Raw genomic sequence first — 21,350 nt, 5'->3', positions numbered from 1 at the left:
GTACAAGCCAAAGCACTTGGTCGCTGGGTAGGCGTCGCCGACGTATCGTCGCTTGCGCCGAAAGATTGAGTGCGCTGGCTACCCATTCCACTGGGATGTTTTGAGTGAAGGTGCTTAGGTCGGAGAAGTTGAAAAGATCGCCGAGGTCGAGCAATTGCTGCTGAATGGGCATAAAAAATCCGATACCAGAAAACTGGTATCGGATTTTCTTTAAACCCCGACCTAGATACAAATGCTTAAGTGAACAGCATTACGCCGATTGGCGGGCTTTTTTGTGACTCACAATCGTGCGATTAAGCCGGCGTCTTGGCGTAGGTAGCCAGTTGCGGATCACGGCTCATGACATCCATGGTCGCCGTCAGCACTTGTTCACTGGTGACATCCGGTGCCGAGAAGATCTGATTGAAATTATCGTGGGTGACTTTGGCAAACTGCGCACGGTGCTCAGCAGGCACGCCAAGCAATACGGCGTAAGCGTCCAGCGCCTCACCCTGGCCTTGCGCCATGTCGACTGCGATCGAGTCGAGCATACCGTTCATGGCCAGCATCGAGCGGCCGCTGTAGCCGATTCGCGCACCGGCGGTGCAACCATTGGTGCCCGAGGTCACACCGAATGTAGCGTTGCCCGAAGTCCCGTTGGTGGTCATGCCCAACACGCTTGGCGCCAAACCGCGCTGGCCGTCAAACAGCATGTTGCCCCAACCACAGCCATTGCCTCCGGGCGCGTCCGCATGCGCCGCGACACTGGCTACAGTCAACAAACCAAAAATCAAACCTTTGCTCAGCATTCGCTTGTCCATTTTTCTTGTGCTCCGCAAAAAATATTAAAAACTGCACATGCATAGTTGGCGACAGATCCGGTCCTGTCAAATGCGACTCATCAGTTAGAAACCCGCTCTAAGTCAAGATTACCCTCCAGAAGTGGTGGGACTTTTGTCGGATTACCAACCAATCTATCGGCCTTTGGCTATAGTCAGTTGATCGCAAAAGGAATACTTGCATGAGCGAACACGCTAACGATCGTCGGCGCTTTCACCGTATCGCGTTTGATGCCCCTACACAGATAGTGCAAGGGAACGCACAGTGGGCCACAGAGCTGCATGATTTATCGCTGCGCGGCCTGTTAGCCGTGCGCCCGACTGACTTCAGCGGCGACCCGTCGCAGGAATTTACCCTGCGTGTCGAGTTGGGAGCGGAGGCAGTGGTCGAGATGGAGGCGACGCTGGCGCGCGATGATGGCGAACTACTTGCCTTCACCTGCCAGCATATCGACCTGGACTCAATCAGCCATCTGCGCAGACTGGTTGAACTCAATCTGGCAGACAGCGATCTGCTCGAGCGCGAACTCGCCGCCTTGGGCGAGAGCGCCTGAAACACTGACTGAGCACTCAGTCAAACAACGCATCCAAGGCCTGCTCCAAACGCGTAACTGCAATAACCTGCAGGCCGTTCGGAGCGTCTTTGGGAGCGTTGCCCTTGGGCACGATTGCCCGCTTGAAGCCATGTTTGGCGGCCTCTTTCAGGCGCTCCTGACCGCTTGGTACAGGGCGTATCTCACCGGATAAGCCAACCTCGCCAAACACCAGCAAATCATTGGCCAGGGGGCGGTTGCGCAGGCTCGAAATAACCGCGGCCATCAGCGCCAGATCGGAGGCAGTTTCCAGTACTTTTACACCGCCCACCACGTTGAGAAAAACGTCCTGATCATAGGTCGGAATGCCGCCGTGGCGATGCAGAACCGCAAGTAACATCGCCAGCCGGTTCTGATCCAGCCCCAGCGTTACCCGGCGGGGATTGCCCAGATGGCTGGTATCAACCAGCGCCTGCACCTCGACGAGCATCGGCCGCGTGCCTTCCCATGTCGCCATCACCACACTGCCAGGGACTTCTTCCTGAGCGCGCGTGAGGAAAATGGCCGAGGGGTTGGTGACCTCTTTCAGACCCTTGTCGGTCATGGCGAATACGCCCAACTCGTTGATCGCGCCAAAGCGATTCTTGACTGCGCGTAGCAGTCGCAAGCGGCCGTCCGATTCACCTTCGAAATACAGCACGGTATCAACCATGTGTTCAAGCACACGCGGCCCCGCCAATGCGCCTTCTTTGGTGACATGGCCCACCAGAAAGATAGCCGTACCGCTTTGCTTGGCGAAGCGCACCAGCAGCGCAGCACTCTCGCGAACCTGAGCAACACCGCCCGGCGCAGACTGCAACTGCTCGGTGAAGATGGTCTGGATCGAGTCGATCACCATGACCTTGGGTTTTTCGTGACGCGCGGTGGCGATGATGCTTTCAATACAGGTTTCAGTCATCACCTTGAGTTTGTCTTCCGGCAGTCCCAAGCGCCTTGCGCGCATGGCAACCTGCTGCTGCGACTCTTCACCGGTTACGTAAAGCGCCGGGAAACGCATGGCAACGCTGCACAGGGTTTGCAAAAGAATGGTCGATTTACCGATGCCCGGATCACCGCCAATCAACACCACAGAGCCATCGACCAAGCCGCCACCGAGAACGCGATCCAGCTCGCCGGAGGCGGTGGAAAAGCGCGGCATTTCCTCGACGCTGACTTCGGCCAGGGTTTTCAGCTCGGTGTGTTGACCGGTCCAACTGGCGCGCCCACCTGCGCCACTGCCACCAGAGGGCGTGGTGTCGAGAACGGTTTCAACCAGGGTATTCCAGGCGCTGCATTCGCCACATTGGCCGGCCCATTTAGGAAAGGTTGCACCGCATTCGGTGCAACCATACATGCGCTTGGCCTTGGCCATCACCCGACTCCTATGAACAAAGCCGTCATGATAACGCGCCGCAGCCTTATCGCGGCAAACTGTCAGCCGCCACAACCACCGCAACAGGTTTTAGTCGAAGCGTTAAGCTTACTGGCCACTTCATCCTTGAGGCTCACGCGGCGCTGTTTTAGCTCTGATAACTGCTCATCCGTGAGCAGGTCGATGCCGTCTTCGGCACGGCAAATCTGTTTATCCAGCGCCTCATAATCACTGGCCAGTCGTGCAAAGCCGGCATCGGCCAAGCGCAAGTTATGCAGCTCCTCGCGCAGTTGCGGGAAATCATGAATCAACGGGTGATGTTCAACGTGCATAACGTAGCTCCTTTGGATAACTACCTTGAGCCTATCCATACGCGCTACTTTGCTCATTGATCCCAATCAATAGCCTACCCGTTAGGCTTGGGCTTGTTTTTCCAGAGTCTGCAGGAGTTCGTCTTTAAGCGTAACCCGGTGCATTTTCAGACTGTGCAAAGCGCTATCGTCCATTGCTTCACGACCGTCCTCTACCGCAAAAATCTGCTTGTCGAGGCGCTCGTATTCTTCAGCTTGGCGGGTGAAGCGGCCATCGGCCTTGAGTAAAGCGCTCATCTGCGCTTCATACTGCGGGAACTCACGTTTCAGTGAATGTAGTTGCAACGGCATGGTGGCATCCTCCTCGCGTGTGTGTAGTAGGAGATTAGCTCAGGGAGCGCGGTTCAACAGCCACCCCTTCTGCCGGGCCGCCAACCGGCCTCCTATCACCAGTTTGCTAAGCGCATGAAAATGGCTGACAGGCCCGGCTCAGCCACAAAAAATAAAATCGCGCTCGACTGTTGGTCATAACTGGAAACAATCATCCACTCGTTTAAACTGCGTTAATAACTAAGACCGAGGGACTGCAAATGAGTATGTTGAGCGAATTCAAAACGTTTGCCATGAAAGGCAACGTGGTCGACATGGCCGTGGGGATTATCATCGGGGCGGCCTTTGGCAAGATCGTCTCCTCATTTGTCGCCGACTTGATCATGCCATTGCTTGGCATGGCCGTTGGCGGTATGGACTTCTCTGACCTGGCGATCGTACTCAAGCCTGCAGTCGGTGAAGTGCCAGCGGTGACCTTCGGTTATGGCAAATTTATCCAAACCGTATTCGACTTTCTGATCGTCGCGTTCGCGATTTTCATGGCGATAAAAGCCATGAACAGCCTGAAGCGAAAAGAAGAAGCCGCACCTGCAGCGCCGCCAGCACCAACCATGGATCAGGAGTTGCTCACTGAAATCCGTGATCTGCTGAAAAAGCAGCAGAACCCGTAATCCCCGCCTGTAGGCAACCAACAATGGCGCTGATTTAAAGCGCCATTGTTGTTTTTGCAGGGTGTTCGTTCAGGCAATTACCAATAATTTTCGACTGCCACTTGGCCCGGCCTGCGCGTCAGACTGAGTTGCATATCGCGCTGCTTCAACAAAGCGCGAGTGTCTTCAATCATCTGCGGATTGCCGCAAATCATCACCCGCGAATCATCCGGGCTCAACACCGAGCCCGCCGCGGCTTCAAGCTCGCCCTCGTCGATTAGCTTGGTGATACGCCCGTGCAGGCAACCGGGCAACTGCTCGCGAGTCACCACTGGCAAATACTTGAGCTTTTGAATGTACGGCGCCAGATGTTCGAGCTGGCCAAGGCAGTTGATCAACGGCTGATAGGCCAGTTCAGCGCTCGTGCGAGCGCTGTAAACCAGAACGATCCGTTCAAAGCGCTCCCAGACTTCCAGCCCCTGCAATATCGAAAGAAATGGCGCTAATCCGGTGCCACTGGCCAGCAGCCAGAGATCTCGCCCATCAGCGAAACGGTCGAGCGTGAGAAACCCGAATGCCTGCTTGTCGACCAGAAGCGTGTCGCCAACCTGCAAACGATTAAGCTCACTGGTGAACTCGCCGCCTGGCACCACAATCGAGAAGAATTCCAGGTAGTCATCATGCGGCGCCGAGACCATCGAATAGGCGCGCCAGACCACAGAGCCGTCGGCTTTATGAACACCCAAACGGGCGAATTGGCCTGCATTGAAGCGAAAACCCGGATCACGCGTACAGCGTAAACTGAATAAGCTTGGCGACCAGACCTGCACGTCGGTCAAGGTTTGACGGGTGAATTTCTCTTCGCTCTGGCTCATGAGTTCCCCCTGCTGAATACGTCACCAGTTTCCTCCAATTGAGCCTCGATAAACACCGCTAGCTTTTAGGGTTACTGACCAATTGCGCCGCGGACTGTCGAGCCCCGAGACATTTGCCCGCGTAACACCGACAATACCCGCTATATATTGTTGTCCGCCTGCAGAACCGAGTATTCGATGCCTCAATTTCAAACGCCTTACGCCCAGCTCGATCTAATCCGCCAGCCCGAGCAACAGAATGACCCGTTGCAGGCATTTGATGCAGCCGATGAATACCTGCTCGCGCACTTGCATCCGCAAGCTCTTAGTAGCGATACACGGGTACTGGTTCTGAACGACAACTTTGGCGCGCTGGCTTGCTCTCTGGCAACTCAGGTGCAAGTAACCAGCAGCGGTGACTCGCATCTGGGTTTGCTCGGCTTGCAAGCCAACTTGCGGCGTAACCAGCTCCCGCTTGAGGCGGTTAACTTTGTGCAGGCCGACCAGCCACTGCAAGGGCCGTTTGACCGCGTACTGATCCGCGTGCCGAAAACTCTGGCCCTGCTTGAAGAGCAGTTGATTCGCTTGCACGGCCAGCTCGCGCCTGGCGCTGAAGTGATTGCTGCGGGCATGGTCAAACACTTGCCGCGCGCCGCCGGCGATTTGCTGGAGCGTTATATCGGCCCGGTAAATGCCTCATTGGCAGTTAAAAAGGCGCGCCTGTTATTCGCTACACCCGAGCCAAAAGCGCAGCCGACCTCGCCCTATCCGAGCCAGTACACACTGGATAAACCGGCCCTGCAGTTGGTCAATCACGCCAATGTGTTCTGCCGCGAAGGGCTCGACATCGGTACTCGCGCCTTCCTGCCGCACCTGCCCAAGCACCTCGGAAAAATCCGCGTAGCGGACCTCGGTTGTGGCAATGGCGTGTTGGCGATTGCATTTGCTCTGAGCAGCCCGCAGGCGGAAGTGACCTTGGTGGATGAGTCGTACATGGCCGCGCAGTCAGCGCGCGAGAACTGGGCCAGCGCATTGGGCGATCGACCCGCAACCTTCCTCGCAGCCGACGGGCTGGCGCAGCAGGAAGCCGACTCGCTGGATCTGGTGCTGTGCAATCCGCCGTTCCATCAGCAGCAAGTTGTCGGCGACTTTCTCGCCTGGCGGATGTTCCAGCAAGCGCGCGCCGCGTTGGTCAAAGGCGGTGAGCTGTGGATAGTCGGCAATCGCCACCTAGGCTATCACGCCAAACTCAAGCGCCTGTTTCGTGGCGTGGAGCAGGTTGCCGCCAACCCCAAGTTTGTCATCCTCAAGGCCATCAAGTAATTTCCAGAGTTCTGGTGGCATTAATTTTGCTGACCAAATAGTCGTGCTTTTTAATTAGAAGCCGAAACTGCTATAACAAACGTCACCTAGTCGTAGGTGCATGAAAATAAATAAAGATAGCCAACGCGCTATTCACAATAAGGGGCTCACAATGCGCAAGCTTTTTACCGGTCTGGCAATTACCGCCAGCTTGTTAGGCGCTTCACTGACAGCACAGGCAGGCCCTGTTCTTGATGAAATCGTAAAATCCGGGGAACTCAAGGTTTGCTTCGACGCAGGCTACATGCCCTTCGAAATGAAGAGCAAAGCCGGCCAGTTCATCGGTTTCGACATCGATGTTGGCAAGTTGCTGGCCAAGCAGATGGGCGTTAAGTATGTTCCGGTCAACACCGCATGGGACGGCATTATTCCGACCCTGCTGACTGGCAAGTGCAACATGATCAACGCGGGCATGACCATCAACACCCAGCGCAACATGCGCGTAAACTTCTCGGACCCGTACATCGTTATCGGTCAGAGCATCCTCTTGAGCCCCAAGCTCAAAGGCAAGATCAAAGACTACAAAGATCTGAACGACCCGCAATACACCATCACCACCAAGCTTGGCACCACTGGCGAGCAAGCCATCAAACGTCTGCTCAGCAAAGCCAAGATCAACGTCTTCGAAACCCAGTCCGACGCCGTACTTGAAGTCACCAACGGCAAAGCCGATGCCTTCATCTACGACCTGCCGTTCAACGCGATCTACACCGCGCAGAACAAAGACAAAGTGGTTCACCTCGATCAGCCGTTCACCTACGAGCCACTGGGCTGGGCTGTTGCCCAGGGCGACCCGGAAATGCTCAACGTGCTGAACAACTTCCTGCGTCAGATCAAGGGTGAAGGCACCTACGATCGCCTGTACGCGAAGTGGTTCCAGAGCGACACCTGGCTCGATCAGGTTCAGTAAGACCCTCAGGCCAGACTCACCCTCTGGCCTGATTTCTATCCGCAGTATTGCGTAGACCGTAAAGACTTATTTTCAGGAGGTCACTTTGTTGACCAGTCCACGACGCTGGCTTTGGCACGGCTTATCGGTGCTTATCATCGCAGGCCTGATGGGCTCGCTGTACATCGCCTCAAAGCAAATCAACTACAGCTGGCAATGGGGGCGCGTTCTCCCCTACATCGTCAACACCGCACCTCTCGATCTACGCGCAAGTGGCAATGGCACTGTTAGCCAGGTAACCGAAAGCGCCATCACCGTAACGCTGGATGACGGTGGCAAGAATCAGGTATTCAAGGATTATGACCAGGCGGTTGCCGTTCAAGGCGACCTGGTTTTTGAAGGCGACGTTATTGCCCGCACCACGCAATGGCGCGCCGGCCCGCTGCTTAACGGCTTGTGGGTAACACTCAAGATTTCGTTGATCTCGTTATTCTTCGCGACGCTTCTGGGCCTGGCTGCCGGCCTGATGCGCGTGTCGAGCAACCCGGCTTGCCAGAATCTGTCATTCATCTATATCGGGCTGATTCGCGGCACACCGCTGCTGGTACAGATTTTCATCATGTACTTCTTCGTGGGCACCATGCTCAACCTCGACCGGTTTTCGGCGGGTGTAATGGCGCTGTCGATCTTCACCGGCGCCTATATTGCCGAGATTGTCCGCTCGGGCATCCAGTCGATTTCACCCGGCCAGATGGAAGCAGCCCGCTCGTTGGGCATGACCTACACCAAGGCCATGACCCATGTAATTCTGCCGCAGGCTTTCAAACGCACACTGCCGCCCATGGCTGGCCAGTTGATCAACCTGATCAAGGACTCGTCGCTGGTTTCGGTGATCGCGATTACCGACCTGACCAAAGCAGGACGCGAGGCCATCAGCGGCAACTTTGCGACGTTCGAGGTATGGATTACCGTAGCCGGCTTGTACCTGATTCTGACTACCCTGCTGTCCTGGATTATTGGACGCATTGAAAAGAGGCTCTCCGCCAGTGACTGAAGCCTATACCGGCAAAGACATGATCATTGCCACCAACGTCAACAAAATCTACGCCAACGGCTGCCACGCACTAAAGAACGTCAGCGCGACCATTTCCCGCGGCGAAGTGGTGGTCATTATCGGGCCATCCGGTTCGGGCAAGTCGACCTTCCTCAGGGCGCTTAATCAGCTTGAGCAGATCAATAACGGCGACATAGTGATCGATGGCATCAACATGTATGCCCCGGGCACCAACATCAACAAACTGCGTGAGCGGGTTGGCATGGTGTTTCAGTCGTTCAACCTGTTCCCGCACAAAACGGTTAAAGGCAACGTGATGCTGGCTCCGGTCAAAGTAGCGGGCCGGGATCCCAAGCAAGCCGAGCAGGACGCCGAAAAACTGCTCAAACGTGTAGGGCTTGGCGACAAGCTCAATGTCTACCCGGCGCAGCTTTCGGGCGGCCAGCAACAACGCGTGGCGATTGCCCGCGCGCTGGCGATGAATCCGGATGTCATGCTGTTTGACGAACCAACCTCGGCGCTCGATCCGGAAATGGTCGGCGAGGTTCTTGATGTGATGAAGAGCCTGGCTAATGAAGGCATGACCATGGTCGTGGTGACCCACGAAATGGGCTTTGCCCGTGAAGTGGCGGATCGGGTGATGTTCATGGAAGACGGCGAGTTGCTAGTCAGCGATACGCCAGACAATATCTTCAGCAGCTCCAAGCACCCACGTTTGGAGCAATTTCTCTCGAAACTGCTGTAGTGATGGCGTACATGTCGGTCTGAGTCGAGGCGCCGAACCATCGAACGCACAGAAAGCAAAAAGCCTGCAGAGATTGCAGGCTTTTTGCATTGCGCGGCAGGAAACAGAATCAGGTCGTCATGCCCGCTGCGTTCATGAACCAGCGCAGCAACAGCGATACCACGCCAAGCGCCAGAACGCTGCCAGCCCAAATCGCGACCAGCCAAGCCAGACGCTTGGCCAGTGGTTTTTGCTGGTGAGAGTCATCCATTGTGCAAGCCCTCAATGATAGCCATCTTCAGCGGTGACTTTGCCGCGGAACACGTAGTAGCTCCAGGCCGTGTACATAAGGATGAACGGGATAATGAACAGTGCGCCGACCAGAATGAAGGCCTGACTTTGCGGCGGCGATGCAGCGTCCCAGATGGTCACGGACGGCGGAATGATATTCGGCCACAAGCTGATGCCCAGGCCGCTGTAGCCGAGAAAGATCAGCGTCAGGGTCAGCAGGAACGGCGCGTAGTTGGCGTTATTGCGCACCGCGCGCAGCAGCGCCCATGTGCACAATACAACCAACCCCGGCACTGGCAAGAACCAGAACAGGTTTGGCAGGCTGAACCAGCGATGTGCAATTTCGGCGTGGGCCAGCGGCGTCCACAAGCTGACGATCCCGGTGACAGCTAAGACCACAAATACCAGCGGGCGAGCCATGTCGTGCATGTGCTGTTGCAAGCGACCTTCGGTTTTCATGATCAGCCAGGTGCAGCCGAGCAAGGCATAAGCTGCAATCAGTGCGACGCCGCAGAACAGCGAGAACGGCGTCAGCCAATCCAGCGCAGCGCCCGCATAGGTGCGGTTTACCACGGGAATACCGTCGATGTACGCACCCAGCGTGACACCCTGAAAGAAGGTGGCGGTCAGCGAGCCACCAATGAAAGCCTTGTCCCAGATGTGCTGTTTGTCAGCCTTGGCCTTGAAGCGAAACTCAAAGGCCACACCGCGAAAAATCAGCCCGAGCAGCATGAAGATCAGCGGCAGATACAGGGCGTCCAGCACCACTGCGTAGGCCAACGGGAAGGCGCCGAACAATGCAGCACCACCCAGCACCAGCCAGGTTTCGTTACCGTCCCAAACCGGTGCGACGGTATTCATCATCACATCGCGCTCACTCTTGTCCTTGATAAACGGGAAGAGAATGCCGATGCCCAGATCGAAACCATCCATGACCACATACATCATGACGCCGAAGGCGATGATGATGGCCCAGATCAATGAAAGATCAATGCCCATGTTCAAGTCCTTTCAGTCTGAGAGTCGGTTGCATCCATGTCTTCGGATGCAGCAGACAGTGGCCGCGAGGGAGTGCGTTTCTGGCCGGGGCCGCCGTCGTTGGCCTGCGAGCCTTCACCCACAACCGGACCTTTACGCACCAGGCGCATCATGTAACCAAGACCTACGCCGAACAGCGCGAAGTAAACCACCACAAACAGAATCAGGGTCAGGCTCATGTGCCCAACGCTGTGGTCAGAAGCCGCATCAGCGGTGCGCATCAACCCGTAGACAACCCACGGCTGACGGCCGACTTCCGTGGTGAACCAACCGGCGAGAATGGCGATTAAACCGGATGGTCCCATCCACAGCGCCATGTTCAGGAACGCGCGATTTTCAAACAGCTTGCCACGCATGCGCAGCAACAGCGCCCAGCCACCCATCAAGATCATCAGCAGACCCAAGCCGACCATGATCCGGAAACTCCAGAATACGATGGTCGAATTTGGCCGGTCTTCTTTGGGAAACTCTTTGAGCGCCGGAACCTGCTTATCCAGACTGTGGGTCAGAATCAAACTGCCCAGCTTGGGGATTTCAACCTTGAAGCGGGTTTCTTCACGCTCCATGTCCGGCCAGCCGAACAGGATCAATGGCGTGGCTTCACCCGGCGGGTTTTCCCAATGGCCTTCGATCGCCGCAATTTTCGCCGGTTGATGCTCCAGTGTATTGAGCCCGTGGAAATCACCGATGACCGCCTGAACAGGCGCCACGATTAAGGCCATCCACATCGCCATAGAAAGCATTTTGCGCACTGCCGGGTTATCCCGCCCGCGCAACAAGTGCCAGGCAGCCGATGCCCCCACAAAGAACGCAGTTGCGAGGAATGCTGCGGTTGCCATGTGCAGCAGGCGGTAGGGGAATGACGGGTTGAAGATCACCGCCAGCCAGTCCACCGGAATCACCCGGCCATCGACAATTTCAAAGCCCTGCGGGGTTTGCATCCAGCTGTTGGAGGCGAGAATCCAGAACGTCGAGATCAGCGTGCCAATCGCCACCATCAGCGTTGAGAAGAAGTGCAGGCCCGGGCCTACGCGGTTCCAACCGAAGAGCATGACGCCGAGAAAGCCGGCCTCAAGGAAGAATGCGGTAAGCACTTCATAGGTCAGAAGCGGCCCGGTCACAGCCCCGGCGAAGTCAGAGAAGGCACTCCAGTTGGTACCGAACTGATACGCCATGACCAGACCGGAAACCACGCCCATGCCGAAGTTGACCGCGAAGATTTTCGACCAGAAATGGTAGAGGTCACGGTAAACCGGCTGCTCGGTTTTCAGCCACAAACCTTCGAGCACAGCCAGATAACTGGCGAGACCAATGGTGATCGCGGGGAAGATAATATGGAACGAAATGGTGAAGGCGAACTGGATACGGGCCAGATCTATCGCCTCTAAGCCGAACATAGAGCATCCTCGTAGAGTTCACCGAACCTGACAATGAACGACCAGGTTTACGGTTCAAACATTCAGGCGCGGCACGCAGTGCTGCGACGCTATACGGATAAAGCTGGGCAGTGGGTGTAAAGTCACCCGGCGCAAAGTTTTGACCTGAGTCAATATGCATTAAAATAGTAGCGCTTTGTATCCGCGCACTTGCTGTGGTCTATTGTCGCGTAAGTCTAGACCAGCACCAGCGCCCCTCCCCCATCTATACGCTTGAAGATGCCCTCAATGCCAAATCACGGCAAATTGCTCCTGCGCCAACAAAAGCCATTCATCGCCTTTTGGCTGGCGCGAGTTTGCACCGCCAGTGGCTTCCAGATGCTCACCGTGGCGATTGGCTGGCATATGTACCAGCTCACCGGCAATGTCCTCGACCTGGGCCTGGTAGGTCTGGTCGAGTTTCTGCCACGGGTGCTATTTATGCTGCACACCGGCCATGTCGCCGATCGGTTTGACCGGCGCATGGTCGCGGCGCTGTGTCAGGCCGGGCAGGCGCTGATTGCCCTGAGCCTGGCGCTTGGCAGCAGCAGCGGCGACATAAGCCGTGAAATGATATTCGTGCTGGCGTTCTGCCTGGGCACTGCCCGCGCCTTTGAGATGCCCGCCACCCAAGCATTGCTACCCAGTTTGGTGCCGGCAGCGCTATTCCCCGCAGCCGTTGCAGCGTCTGCTTCAGCCATGCAAACAGCGACCATTGCCGCCCCCGCGCTGGGCGGTTTTCTGTATGCATTGGGCAGTATTTGGGTGTATGCGCCCACCACGTTGATATACGCGGTGGCTTGCGCCTTGATGCTCAGCCTGCCTGCACGACAAACCGCGCTGAATAAACATCCGGCCACGCTGAAGTCACTGATGGCTGGAATTCAGTACATTCGCAGCCGTCGCGATATCTTTGGCGCAATCTCGCTGGACTTGTTTGCCGTGCTGCTGGGCGGGGCAACAGCGCTGCTGCCGGTGTTTGCCAAGGATATCTTGCTGACCGGCCCGTGGGGATTGGGGCTGCTGCGTTCGGCGCCAGCAGTCGGCGCCCTGCTGATGTCGTTCTGGCTGGCACGTTACCCGATCCAGCGCCAGGTTGGCCGTACCATGTTCACGGCGGTCGGGGTATTTGGTGTGGCCACCATTGCCTTTGGCTTATCGACTTCGTTCTGGTTCAGCCTGTTGGTTCTGGTGGTGCTGGGCGCTGCCGACATGATCAGCATGGTGATTCGCGGCGCGTTCGTGCAATTACATACGCCGGATGAAATGCGCGGACGGGTAAGCGCGGTCAACGGGCTGTTCATCGGTGCATCCAACCAACTCGGCGAGTTCGAGTCCGGACTTACGGCCCACTGGTTCGGCACCGTACAAGCCGTGGTGCTGGGCGGTGTCGGCACGCTGTTGGTCACCGGCGTCTGGATCAAGTTGTTCCCGACTCTGGCGCAGCGTGACACCCTGGAGAAGACCGCCGCTGAACAGGCGGCCGATGATGCCCAGTCGCGGCCCTGAAAGCGGTTACTTAACCAACATGGCCTCGGCCACGCGCTTGCGCTGGCCTTTGCCTGCGACCTGCTCAACCAGCGTCAGGGCGAATTCCAACGCAGTGCCTGGCCCTTGGCTGGTAATGCAGTTACCGTCTACGACCACTGGCTGATCGACAAAACTGCAACCCGACAGGCGATCGCTGAACGCGGGGTAGCAGGTCATGCGGCGCTGGCGCAGCACACCGTATTGCTGCAAAGCGACGGCCGGTGCTGCACAAATCGCGGCAAATAGTCGCCCTTCTTTGGCCTGCTGACGCACGCGCTCGGCCAGCGGTTCATGGTCAGCAAGACGCTGGGCACCCGGCATGCCGCCTGGCAATACAATCAAGTCAAACGCCTGCGCCAGTACATCGACCAGCATGGCATCGGCCGTTAAGCGCGTGCCGTGCGCACAGGTGACCATGCGCCGCCCTTCAATACTGGCGACGACCACTTCGATGTCGGCGCGGCGAAGCACATCGATCAGGGTTACGCATTCAATGTCTTCAACGCCGTCCGCAATTGTAATTACGGCTCGATGAGTCATGCCCACTCCTTATATAGAACGTTGGCCGGGCGTCCGGTCATAAATTCACCAGCAGATGGCTTACTGGTATGATGCGCGCCTTTTTCCGAACCACCAGCAAAATCATGCACAACAGCGTGTATGTGCTTTGCTTTCGGTCAGGATATTCAAGGCGTCTGTGACGCCACGGGGAGCCCAGTATGCTGGAAAGATTGTTCCAACTTAACGCACATAACACTACTGTACGCACAGAAGTGCTGGCAGGCCTGACAACCTTCCTGACGATGGCTTATATCCTCTTCGTCAACCCGAGCATTCTCGGCGAAACCGGCATGGATAAAGGCGCAGTGTTTGTCGCGACCTGTCTGGCAGCGGCTATCGGCTCGGCCATCATGGGCTTTATCGCCAACTACCCGATAGCACTGGCGCCGGGCATGGGCCTCAACGCCTTCTTCACCTATACCGTGGTGCTGCACATGGGCCACACCTGGCAGGTGGCGCTGGGCGCGGTATTCCTTTCGGCCTGCATGTTCTTTCTGCTGTCGATCTTCCGTATCCGCGAGTGGATCATCAACAGCATACCGCTGGCCCTGCGTTCGGCAATTGCCGCGGGTATTGGTTTATTCCTGGCCCTGATCGCACTCAAGGAGTCCGGCATTGTTGTGGCTAATCCGGCCACATTGGTGGGCATGGGTGATCTGGGCAAACCCGAGCCGCTGCTGGCGATTCTGGGTTTCTTTGTCATCGTCGCCCTTGAAGCGCGCAAAGTTACCGGTGCAGTGCTGATCGGCATTCTGATCACCACTGGCATCGGCATCGCGATGGGTGTTTCGCAGTTCGGCGGTTTTGTCTCGATGCCACCGTCGCTGATGCCAACGTTCATGCAGCTCGACGTCATGGGCGCGCTGGATATCGGTTTGGTGAGCGTGGTATTCGCCTTCCTGTTTGTCGACCTGTTCGATAACTCGGGCACCCTGATCGCCGTTGCGAAGAAAGCCGGGCTGATGCGCGCCGACGGTTACATGCCGAAAATGGGCCGCGCTCTGATCGCGGACAGCAGCGCCGCGATGGTCGGCTCGGTACTCGGCACGTCTACCACCACCAGTTATATTGAGTCTGCCGCCGGCGTCAGTGCCGGAGGCCGTACAGGCCTGACCGCTGTCGTGGTCGCCCTGTTGTTTCTGCTGGCCCTGTTCTTCTCGCCATTGGCGAGCAGTATTCCGGCATTCGCCACCGCACCGGCATTGTTTTTCGTAGCCGTGCTGATGACCGCTGGTCTGGCTGAAATCGACTGGAACGACCTGACCGTCGCCGCGCCAGTTCTGGTCACGGCTCTGGCCATGCCGCTGACGTTCTCGATTGCCAATGGCATCGCGTTTGGTTTTATCGCCTGGGCAGGTATCAAGCTGCTGGCCGGCCGCTGGCGTGAACTGAACCCGGCACTGGTTATTCTGGCCGTGTTGTTCGTCATGAAGCTGGGTTGGTTCAACGCCTGATCCAATTATCACAGCCACTTTATTATCGCCGCGGCTCAGTGATGACCTTCACTGGGCCGCAACAGCAAAGAGTTTGCCATGAGCGCGCCACAATTCGACCCAGCGGTTTACGCCACTCAGCTGGAAGAGAAGAAGCAACGACTGATCGACCTGCTCGCCCCTTTTGGTGCACCTGAGCCGCAAGTATTCGATTCCGCCCGAGAACATTACCGGTTACGCGCCGAGTTCCGTCTGTGGCGCGAAGGTGATGACCGTCACTACGCGATGTTCGCGCAGGGCGACAAGCACACGCCTATTTTGCTGGAAGATTTCCCCATCGCCAGCCGCCGCATCAATCAACTGATGCCGCGACTCAAAGCAGCCTGGCAGAGCAGCAAGGTGTTGGGCTTCAAGCTGTTCCAGGCTGAGTTCCTGACCACATTGGCGGATGATGCGCTGATCACTCTGTGCTATCACCGACCTCTGGATGAAGAGTGGCAAGCCGAGGCTGAAAAGCTCGCGGCCGAGCTTCAGGTCAATATCGTTGGCCGCTCGCGGGGTAAGCGCATTGTCATTGGCCGCGACTTTGTCGAAGAGAAACTGACCGTTGCGGGCCGGGTTTTCACCTATCGCCAGCCAGAGGGCGCGTTCACCCAGCCCAACGGCGAGGTCAACCAGAAGATGCTCAACTGGGCATATGAGGCCCTTGGCGAGCGACAGGATGACTTGCTGGAACTGTATTGCGGCAATGGCAACTTCACCCTGCCGTTGGCAACCCGGGTTCGTAAGGTGCTGGCGACCGAGATCAGCAAATCATCGGTGTACGCGGCATTGGCCAACCTTGCTGACAACGCGGTGGATAACGTCACGCTGGTGCGTTTATCGGCAGAAGAGCTGACCGAAGCGCTGAATGAGGTTCGCCCGTTCCGCCGCCTGGCTGGCATCGATCTCAAGAGCTATGAGTTTGGCAGTGTGTTTGTCGATCCGCCGCGCGCCGGCATGGACCCCGACACCTGCGAACTGACCCGTCGCTTCGAACGTATTCTGTATATCTCGTGCAACCCGGAAACGCTGGCCGAGAACATTGCCCAACTCAGTGACACTCACGAGATCACACGCTGCGCAATGTTTGACCAGTTTCCCTACACCCACCACATGGAATCAGGCGTACTGCTGACTCGCCGCAAGGCCTGAGCCGACCAGCCAATCACGCAGCTCAAGTGTCGACATCGGCCCCGCGAACACCCGACCTTGAGCGGTGACATTAGCCATGCCCGCCAGCTGCGAACGCTGGCCCACGGAATCAACACCTTCAACCACGATGTCGATGCCCTGACTCGTCGCTTCACTGAGCACCAGATTGTCCCGCGCCTTCTTCTGCACACTCTGCTGCTGAATGCGAACAGGGCCTGCATCGAGCCGGATCGCCGAAAAAGTCGAGGCGACATGCTTGTTCATCGCGGAGTAGCAGGCCTTGAAGCTGTCGATCGCCAGCCCACAGCCGAGGTTATGTAACCGCACCAGATTTGCCTGCGAACGGGTTGGGGCTTGCAGATAACAGTTTTCGCGTATTTCGAACATCAAGCCATCGGCTGGCAACTGATGCAAAGCGAGCGAAGCGGCAATGTATTTACACAGATCATCCGAGATCAACTGCGCGCTTGGCAGGCTCATGGCCAGTTTGACCTGATAACCATCCAGGCCAATCAGCTGTTGAGTGGACAGCCCCTGACGCAGCAACTGGATGAACAGATCATCGCCCAAGCCATAGGACTCAAGCAGCGGCAGGCAGTCACTTTCCTTGATAAAGCCGCGCTGCGGATGCATCCAGCCCATAAACATTTTCAGCCCGCAGACCTGGCCGCTCTGCATGCACACGCGTGGCTGAAAGTAGGCGTTGAACTCCCCCGCTTGCAGGCCTTGCTCGACCTCTGCCTGCGTGGGCTTTTGCCGACGGACGATTTTGGCCACGCCTGCGGGCAATGTCTCGTCCTGCCCGTAACGCTGGAGTAATGCCTTGAGGCTCTGAATAACCAGCGGCCTGCCAATTTCACCCAACAGATGAATGGAGGATGCGAACAGCCGGGCTTGTTCAGGCGATGGGGAGCTATGGTCCTTGCCGCTGAACATGATCATCGCTGCTACGTTTCCGGCCTGAGACATCTGCTTGATTACTGCACCCGTGTCGAGCCCCGGCAGATCCGGCTCGCAGATCACGATATCAAGCCTGCCAGCCTCAGCCAAAACAACCATCGCCTCTTGCTCTGTACTGGCCTGATGAATGTGCTCAACCCCGAGAGAATCAAGTGCATCCACGGTGTTGGTGCGCTGCAAATCTCGGTTATCAATGACCAGTACGCTGAGTTTAAACATGACAAGGAGCTCCGAATCTGGGGTAAATCAACATGACCCCAGACTAACAACGCAACGCCGCGAGACCGACTAGTGCGCACCCCTCGCCATTGTCGGACTTGTCTAGCGGCGCTGTAGGACTCTTCACTTCTTGTTCGTGTAGGCTAATTCGTCTCAGGACTGCAATTGCTCGCGCGCTTGATACGCAGTACCCGGTCCAGCTCAATCATGGCCTGGCGCAACTCCCGCGACCGGCTTTGCAAAATTGTCGCCTGTGGTTGCCTGCAGGCCACTTCAAGCGCCTCACAAGCGGCGATCAAAGGCAAGGCACGAATAACCCGCGCAGCACCTTTAATGCGGTGAGCAAGGTCTGAAAGGCCCAGAGGCTCGAGCGTCTCGGACAACCCCTCAAGCACCGTGAGATCTTGGGCGTTGCTGTTAATCAGCTCATCGAGCAGTCGTTCGACCAGCACGCTATTGCCGCCAGTGAGCTTATCCAGCGCCACCGCATCAAATAACCCGCTGCTGGCATCAGCAATTGCGTCGCGAGGTGCAGGCACACAACGTTGCAGGTGTGCGCCCAGCGCGGCGAGCTCGATGGGCTTGAAGATGCAGTCATTCATGCCAGCCTTGAGGCAGCGCTCGCGCTCCTCCTCCTGCGCATTGGCGGTGAAACCAAGAATCCAGGTGGCATATCGCTCGGTGCGCTGCTCTTCTTCGCGGATCCGCAGGCTCAGGGTGTAGCCGTCCATCACCGGCATGCGGCAATCCGTTATAACGATATCGAAGTAGTCCTGCTGCCAGGCTGAAAGCCCTTCGGCACCATTCACCGCCTGCGTTACACGATGCCCCAGAAACTCCAGTTGCTGGCTGATCAGCATGCGATTGGCCGGATGATCGTCCACCACCAAGACATTGAGTATCGGCCTGGCAGACACCGGCGCATCCGCCACAGGTTCAGTCTCGGCTACGTGCAGTGGCTCCAATACCGGTAGGGTTAATTGCACCATCACCTGAGTGCCAAGGCCGACCGTGCTGCGCAATTGCAGGTTACCGCCCATCATTTCGCACAGGGTTCGGCTGATCAGCAAGCCTAGCCCTGCACCACTGCCGGTAATGCTGCCGGCGACCTGAGCAAATGGCTTGAACAGCTTTTCCTGATCCGCCTGCGAGATCCCCATCCCCGTATCAGCCACATAGACCCGAACTGTCACGTGTTGCGCAGAGCAGGCTTAAATGTGAGCACTGACGCTGACGGTGCCGGACTCAGTGAACTTGATGGCATTGCTGATCAGATTGGAGATAACCTGCTTGAAGCGGATCGGGTCGATCAGCACATCGCGCTCATCAAGGCCCTCGGTATCAAACTCCATCAGCAGGTTTTTCTGGGTGGCCAGCCCGCCAAATACCCTGACGACCGACCCCACCAGATCGGCCAGATTGGCCCGCTCGGGCATTAGGCTCAAGCGCCCGGACTCGATTCTCGAAATATCCAGAATATCGCCGATCAATTGCAGTAATCCCCGCGCTGAGTCGTGCGCGACCTCCAGTGATGAACGATCGAACTGGCCGCGATCCGCCCGTTTGATGGCAAGCTCCAGCATGCCGATGATGGCATTCATCGGCGTGCGAATTTCATGGCTCATGGTCGCCAGAAAGGTCGATTTGGTGCGGCTGGCCTCATCGGCCTGTTCCTTGGCGGCGCGCAGTTCCACAACAAGTGCCTTGCGTTCACTGATGTCGATCCAGCCGCAAATGACCCCACGCACGATGCCTTTGGAATCATTGAACGGCAAAATCCAGTGATAGATGGTGACGTTCTGCCCCTGAATAACCACCTGCCGATCACAGATAACCGGCTTTCGCTCGTGCATCACCCGGTGGTAATCCTTCTCGACAGCATCGGCATCGACATCCTGAACTTTCAGGTTCTCGAACACGGTTTTGCCCAACACCGCTTTGCGGGTGGTCGAGAACACCTGCAAGTAACTGTCGTTGCAGGTCAACATGCAGCAACGCCGGTCACGCACATAAATCGGGTGCGGAGTGCCGTTGATCAGCACCTCCATGAACTGCAACTGATCCCTCAGCGCCTGCTCTGCGCGGCGTCGCTGACTCACCTGTCGGCGGAGGTAGAAGTTCCACACAAACACTGCAAACAGGAACACCAGCGAAATGCCAACGGCCTGATAAATCAGGCGTTTGTAGTTGCGCCAGGAGGGCTCGATGATGAGTGCATTGGTGCGCCAGCGGTTACTCAGAATGCTCATCTGGTCCGGGGTAAACGACAGCAATGCCTGCTCAAGAATACCCAACAATTCGGCATCCGCAGGGCGCACCGCAAATGCCGCCTTGGTCGGCGCAACGTCGAGCACACCGCTGACCCGCAGATTGTCTTCAAACGATCTCGCGATGTAATAGCGGGCAATGTTCAGCGGGTGAATGGTTGCGTCTGCATAACCCTGCGCAACCAGGGTCAGGGTTTCAGGAACGCTTGCGGTTTCCAGTAACTTGATCTGTGGATAACGCTGCTTGATATAGGTTTTCAGCGCATGCCCACGTGGAATGGCCAGGGTTCTGCCGGCCATGTCTTCAAGGTGCATGACCCCTTTGAAGCTCTTGCGGGCCACCATCACCAGCGGAGAAATCAAATAGGGCCGGGTGAAGCCGAATTTTTGTTTGCGCTCGGGCGTCAGCGAGAAGTCGGCGATTACATCCACCTTGCCGGATAACAGGGCTTGGGTTGCCTGATCGATATCCGAGAACTTGACCACCTGAATACCGATAATCGACTCCTCATCAATCATCGACAGCAAATCGGCAGTAATGCCGCGATAGTGACCGTTCTGATCAAAATAGGAAAAAGGCGCCAACTGATCATTCACCGCCACCTTGACGATGCGCCGCTCTCTTATCCAGTCGAGTTGTTCGTTCGACAACGAAGGCAGGTTACTTTTGAGTATTCCGCCACCGCCCCAGCGCTCGAAAATACTGTGGCGCTGTTCATCATCAATCACCGCCAAGGCTTTGTTGACCACATGCAGCAAGCTTTTGTTATCGGCCCTGACGGCAAACACAAAGCCCCATGAACCCTTGCCGGATATTCGCGAGGCGCGCAGATCATTGGGGAAATAGCGATTGATCAGATATCGACCTGCCGTGACATCACTGAGCATGGCATCTGCACGACCGCCGCCACGGCGGTCATTGAGGAGGTGAACGGCACTGCAATCGCGTCGGGATAACGTTTAGCGACATCCGCTTGGTTCAGATACAAGGTACTGAACGCCAAGCGCTTGCCGCGCAAATCGCCGGAGGCCGGGGACGTCTCACCGATACGCTGCAATAACACCGGCCAATCCGGCGTGTACTTGATGCTGGCGCTGACATCACTGCCGCCCAATTCTCGCTCACTTGAAGTGCCGAGCAGGTCGATAGTGCCATTACGCAGCGCCTCCAACGCATCAGCACGGCTCTCAAACCGGCGCACATCGACGTTGACCGCCAGCCCCTGGGCGATCAGCCCCATGAAATCGGCGGTGACACCTTCGTAATCCTCACCACTCGAACTGATATCGAAGGGTGGGTAATCTGGCGCCGAAGTGCCTAAGACCAGCGTGTTTTTTTCCCGCAGCCATTGTTGCTCTTCAAGGGTAAATACCGGAGAGCCAAGCACCGACGCAGAACGGCTGAAAAGCTGAAGTGCCGTACTGGAATCAGCACTCGCAGTGAGGCTGCATAGCGTTAAAAGCCAGGCAAATACACTGCGAAGTAAGACACCGTTCATCCTATCT

General features: G+C 56.8%; 23 protein-coding genes. 9 read left to right on the top strand and 14 right to left on the bottom strand.

Features of this window, described 5'->3' with window-relative positions; all coding sequences use genetic code 11:
- Positions 1-166 (bottom strand): transposase domain-containing protein (locus FEZ62_RS01160; RefSeq protein WP_172926549.1); only part of this gene is annotated, 166 nt, incomplete at its 3' end.
- Between the two features lie 127 nt (positions 167-293).
- Positions 294-800 carry a DUF3015 domain-containing protein gene (locus FEZ62_RS01155; protein WP_069902564.1) on the bottom strand — a complete coding sequence of 169 codons (507 nt, stop codon included), beginning with the start codon at positions 798-800 and terminating at the stop codon, positions 294-296.
- Positions 801-1,000: 200 nt separating this feature from the next.
- Between FEZ62_RS01155 and FEZ62_RS01150 the strand changes: the two genes are divergently transcribed.
- Complete coding sequence (locus FEZ62_RS01150; protein ID WP_172926545.1) at positions 1,001-1,372, top strand: PilZ domain-containing protein; 372 nt, start codon at positions 1,001-1,003, stop codon at positions 1,370-1,372.
- 16 nt (positions 1,373-1,388) lie between these two features.
- On the opposite strand, the gene radA is transcribed toward FEZ62_RS01150, so the two are convergent.
- The 3 genes from radA to FEZ62_RS01135 form a co-directional block, all read right to left on the bottom strand.
- Positions 1,389-2,762 carry a DNA repair protein RadA gene (gene radA / locus FEZ62_RS01145; RefSeq protein WP_069902562.1) on the bottom strand — a complete coding sequence of 458 codons (1,374 nt, stop codon included), beginning with the start codon at positions 2,760-2,762 and terminating at the stop codon, positions 1,389-1,391.
- A gap of 62 nt (positions 2,763-2,824) precedes the next feature.
- The gene (locus FEZ62_RS01140) at positions 2,825-3,094 is read right to left on the bottom strand and encodes a YdcH family protein (protein ID WP_090515753.1); all 270 of its coding nucleotides are present in this window, start codon (positions 3,092-3,094) and stop codon (positions 2,825-2,827) included.
- 81 nt (positions 3,095-3,175) lie between these two features.
- On the bottom strand, positions 3,176-3,424 hold the full coding sequence (locus tag FEZ62_RS01135; protein WP_069902560.1) for a DUF465 domain-containing protein: 249 nt from the start codon (positions 3,422-3,424) through the stop codon (positions 3,176-3,178).
- A 239-nt stretch (positions 3,425-3,663) separates the two neighbouring features.
- Between FEZ62_RS01135 and mscL the strand changes: the two genes are divergently transcribed.
- Positions 3,664-4,074: a large-conductance mechanosensitive channel protein MscL gene (mscL, locus tag FEZ62_RS01130; protein WP_090515751.1), complete on the top strand. Its 411-nt coding sequence runs from the start codon at positions 3,664-3,666 to the stop codon at positions 4,072-4,074.
- A gap of 77 nt (positions 4,075-4,151) precedes the next feature.
- Here mscL and FEZ62_RS01125 read toward each other — a convergent pair whose 3' ends face one another.
- The gene (locus FEZ62_RS01125; protein ID WP_172926544.1) at positions 4,152-4,928 is read right to left on the bottom strand and encodes a ferredoxin--NADP reductase; all 777 of its coding nucleotides are present in this window, start codon (positions 4,926-4,928) and stop codon (positions 4,152-4,154) included.
- A gap of 177 nt (positions 4,929-5,105) precedes the next feature.
- On the opposite strand from FEZ62_RS01125, the gene FEZ62_RS01120 reads away from it, so the two are divergent.
- From FEZ62_RS01120 to FEZ62_RS01105, 4 genes are all read left to right on the top strand, one after another.
- On the top strand, positions 5,106-6,230 hold the full coding sequence (locus FEZ62_RS01120) for a class I SAM-dependent methyltransferase (protein WP_172926543.1): 1,125 nt from the start codon (positions 5,106-5,108) through the stop codon (positions 6,228-6,230).
- A 151-nt stretch (positions 6,231-6,381) separates the two neighbouring features.
- Positions 6,382-7,179, top strand: a complete 798-nt coding sequence (locus FEZ62_RS01115; RefSeq protein WP_069902556.1) for a transporter substrate-binding domain-containing protein — start codon at positions 6,382-6,384, stop codon at positions 7,177-7,179.
- 148 nt (positions 7,180-7,327) lie between these two features.
- Positions 7,328-8,212, top strand: coding sequence for an amino acid ABC transporter permease (locus FEZ62_RS01110; RefSeq protein ID WP_239655581.1), 885 nt, complete (start codon positions 7,328-7,330; stop codon positions 8,210-8,212).
- A 19-nt stretch (positions 8,213-8,231) separates the two neighbouring features.
- Complete coding sequence (locus tag FEZ62_RS01105) at positions 8,232-8,957, top strand: amino acid ABC transporter ATP-binding protein (protein WP_172926548.1); 726 nt, start codon at positions 8,232-8,234, stop codon at positions 8,955-8,957.
- Between the two features lie 109 nt (positions 8,958-9,066).
- Here the strand turns inward: FEZ62_RS01105 and FEZ62_RS01100 are convergent, their stop codons facing one another.
- From FEZ62_RS01100 to FEZ62_RS01090, 3 genes are read right to left on the bottom strand one after another with little or no spacing between them, the layout of a single operon-like run.
- Positions 9,067-9,207, bottom strand: a complete 141-nt coding sequence (locus FEZ62_RS01100) for a DUF2474 domain-containing protein (RefSeq protein WP_069902554.1) — start codon at positions 9,205-9,207, stop codon at positions 9,067-9,069.
- 11 nt (positions 9,208-9,218) lie between these two features.
- The gene (cydB, locus tag FEZ62_RS01095; RefSeq protein WP_069902553.1) at positions 9,219-10,226 is read right to left on the bottom strand and encodes a cytochrome d ubiquinol oxidase subunit II; all 1,008 of its coding nucleotides are present in this window, start codon (positions 10,224-10,226) and stop codon (positions 9,219-9,221) included.
- Positions 10,227-10,228: 2 nt separating this feature from the next.
- Positions 10,229-11,662 carry a cytochrome ubiquinol oxidase subunit I gene (locus tag FEZ62_RS01090; protein WP_172926542.1) on the bottom strand — a complete coding sequence of 478 codons (1,434 nt, stop codon included), beginning with the start codon at positions 11,660-11,662 and terminating at the stop codon, positions 10,229-10,231.
- Between the two features lie 267 nt (positions 11,663-11,929).
- On the opposite strand from FEZ62_RS01090, the gene FEZ62_RS01085 reads away from it, so the two are divergent.
- Positions 11,930-13,189 carry an MFS transporter gene (locus tag FEZ62_RS01085; protein WP_172926541.1) on the top strand — a complete coding sequence of 420 codons (1,260 nt, stop codon included), beginning with the start codon at positions 11,930-11,932 and terminating at the stop codon, positions 13,187-13,189.
- 6 nt (positions 13,190-13,195) lie between these two features.
- Here FEZ62_RS01085 and FEZ62_RS01080 read toward each other — a convergent pair whose 3' ends face one another.
- A complete protein-coding gene (locus FEZ62_RS01080) occupies positions 13,196-13,750 on the bottom strand; it encodes a DJ-1 family glyoxalase III (RefSeq protein WP_172926540.1) in 555 nt (184 codons plus the stop codon).
- A gap of 179 nt (positions 13,751-13,929) precedes the next feature.
- Between FEZ62_RS01080 and FEZ62_RS01075 the strand changes: the two genes are divergently transcribed.
- Together FEZ62_RS01075 and trmA are read left to right on the top strand one after the other, a co-directional pair.
- Entirely contained in the window at positions 13,930-15,225 is a 1,296-nt protein-coding gene (locus FEZ62_RS01075) for an NCS2 family permease (protein ID WP_172926539.1), read from the top strand.
- A gap of 78 nt (positions 15,226-15,303) precedes the next feature.
- On the top strand, positions 15,304-16,398 hold the full coding sequence (gene trmA, locus FEZ62_RS01070) for a tRNA (uridine(54)-C5)-methyltransferase TrmA (protein ID WP_172926538.1): 1,095 nt from the start codon (positions 15,304-15,306) through the stop codon (positions 16,396-16,398).
- On the opposite strand, the gene FEZ62_RS01065 is transcribed toward trmA, so the two are convergent.
- The 4 genes from FEZ62_RS01065 to FEZ62_RS01050 all read right to left on the bottom strand — a co-directional run bounded on the left by FEZ62_RS01065 (position 16,366) and on the right by FEZ62_RS01050 (position 21,343).
- On the bottom strand, positions 16,366-17,577 hold the full coding sequence (locus FEZ62_RS01065; RefSeq protein ID WP_172926537.1) for an EAL domain-containing protein: 1,212 nt from the start codon (positions 17,575-17,577) through the stop codon (positions 16,366-16,368). The two genes, trmA and FEZ62_RS01065, sit on opposite strands and share 33 nt — an antisense overlap.
- A 143-nt stretch (positions 17,578-17,720) precedes the next feature.
- The gene (locus tag FEZ62_RS01060; RefSeq protein ID WP_345940415.1) at positions 17,721-18,770 is read right to left on the bottom strand and encodes a response regulator; all 1,050 of its coding nucleotides are present in this window, start codon (positions 18,768-18,770) and stop codon (positions 17,721-17,723) included.
- A gap of 18 nt (positions 18,771-18,788) precedes the next feature.
- Complete coding sequence (locus tag FEZ62_RS01055) at positions 18,789-20,732, bottom strand: transporter substrate-binding domain-containing protein (RefSeq protein WP_172926535.1); 1,944 nt, start codon at positions 20,730-20,732, stop codon at positions 18,789-18,791.
- Positions 20,699-21,343, bottom strand: coding sequence for a transporter substrate-binding domain-containing protein (locus FEZ62_RS01050; protein ID WP_172926534.1), 645 nt, complete (start codon positions 21,341-21,343; stop codon positions 20,699-20,701). The genes FEZ62_RS01055 and FEZ62_RS01050 overlap by 34 nt, the downstream gene beginning before the upstream one ends.
- Between the last annotated feature and the right edge of the window lie 7 nt (positions 21,344-21,350).

The organism is Pseudomonas sp. MS19, assembly GCF_013277615.1.
In the GTDB taxonomy this organism is placed as follows: Bacteria; Pseudomonadota; Gammaproteobacteria; order Pseudomonadales; family Pseudomonadaceae; genus Aquipseudomonas; species Aquipseudomonas marincola.
Note: the sequence above shows the minus strand (reverse complement) of the source record. Positions and strands in the feature narration are given on the sequence as shown.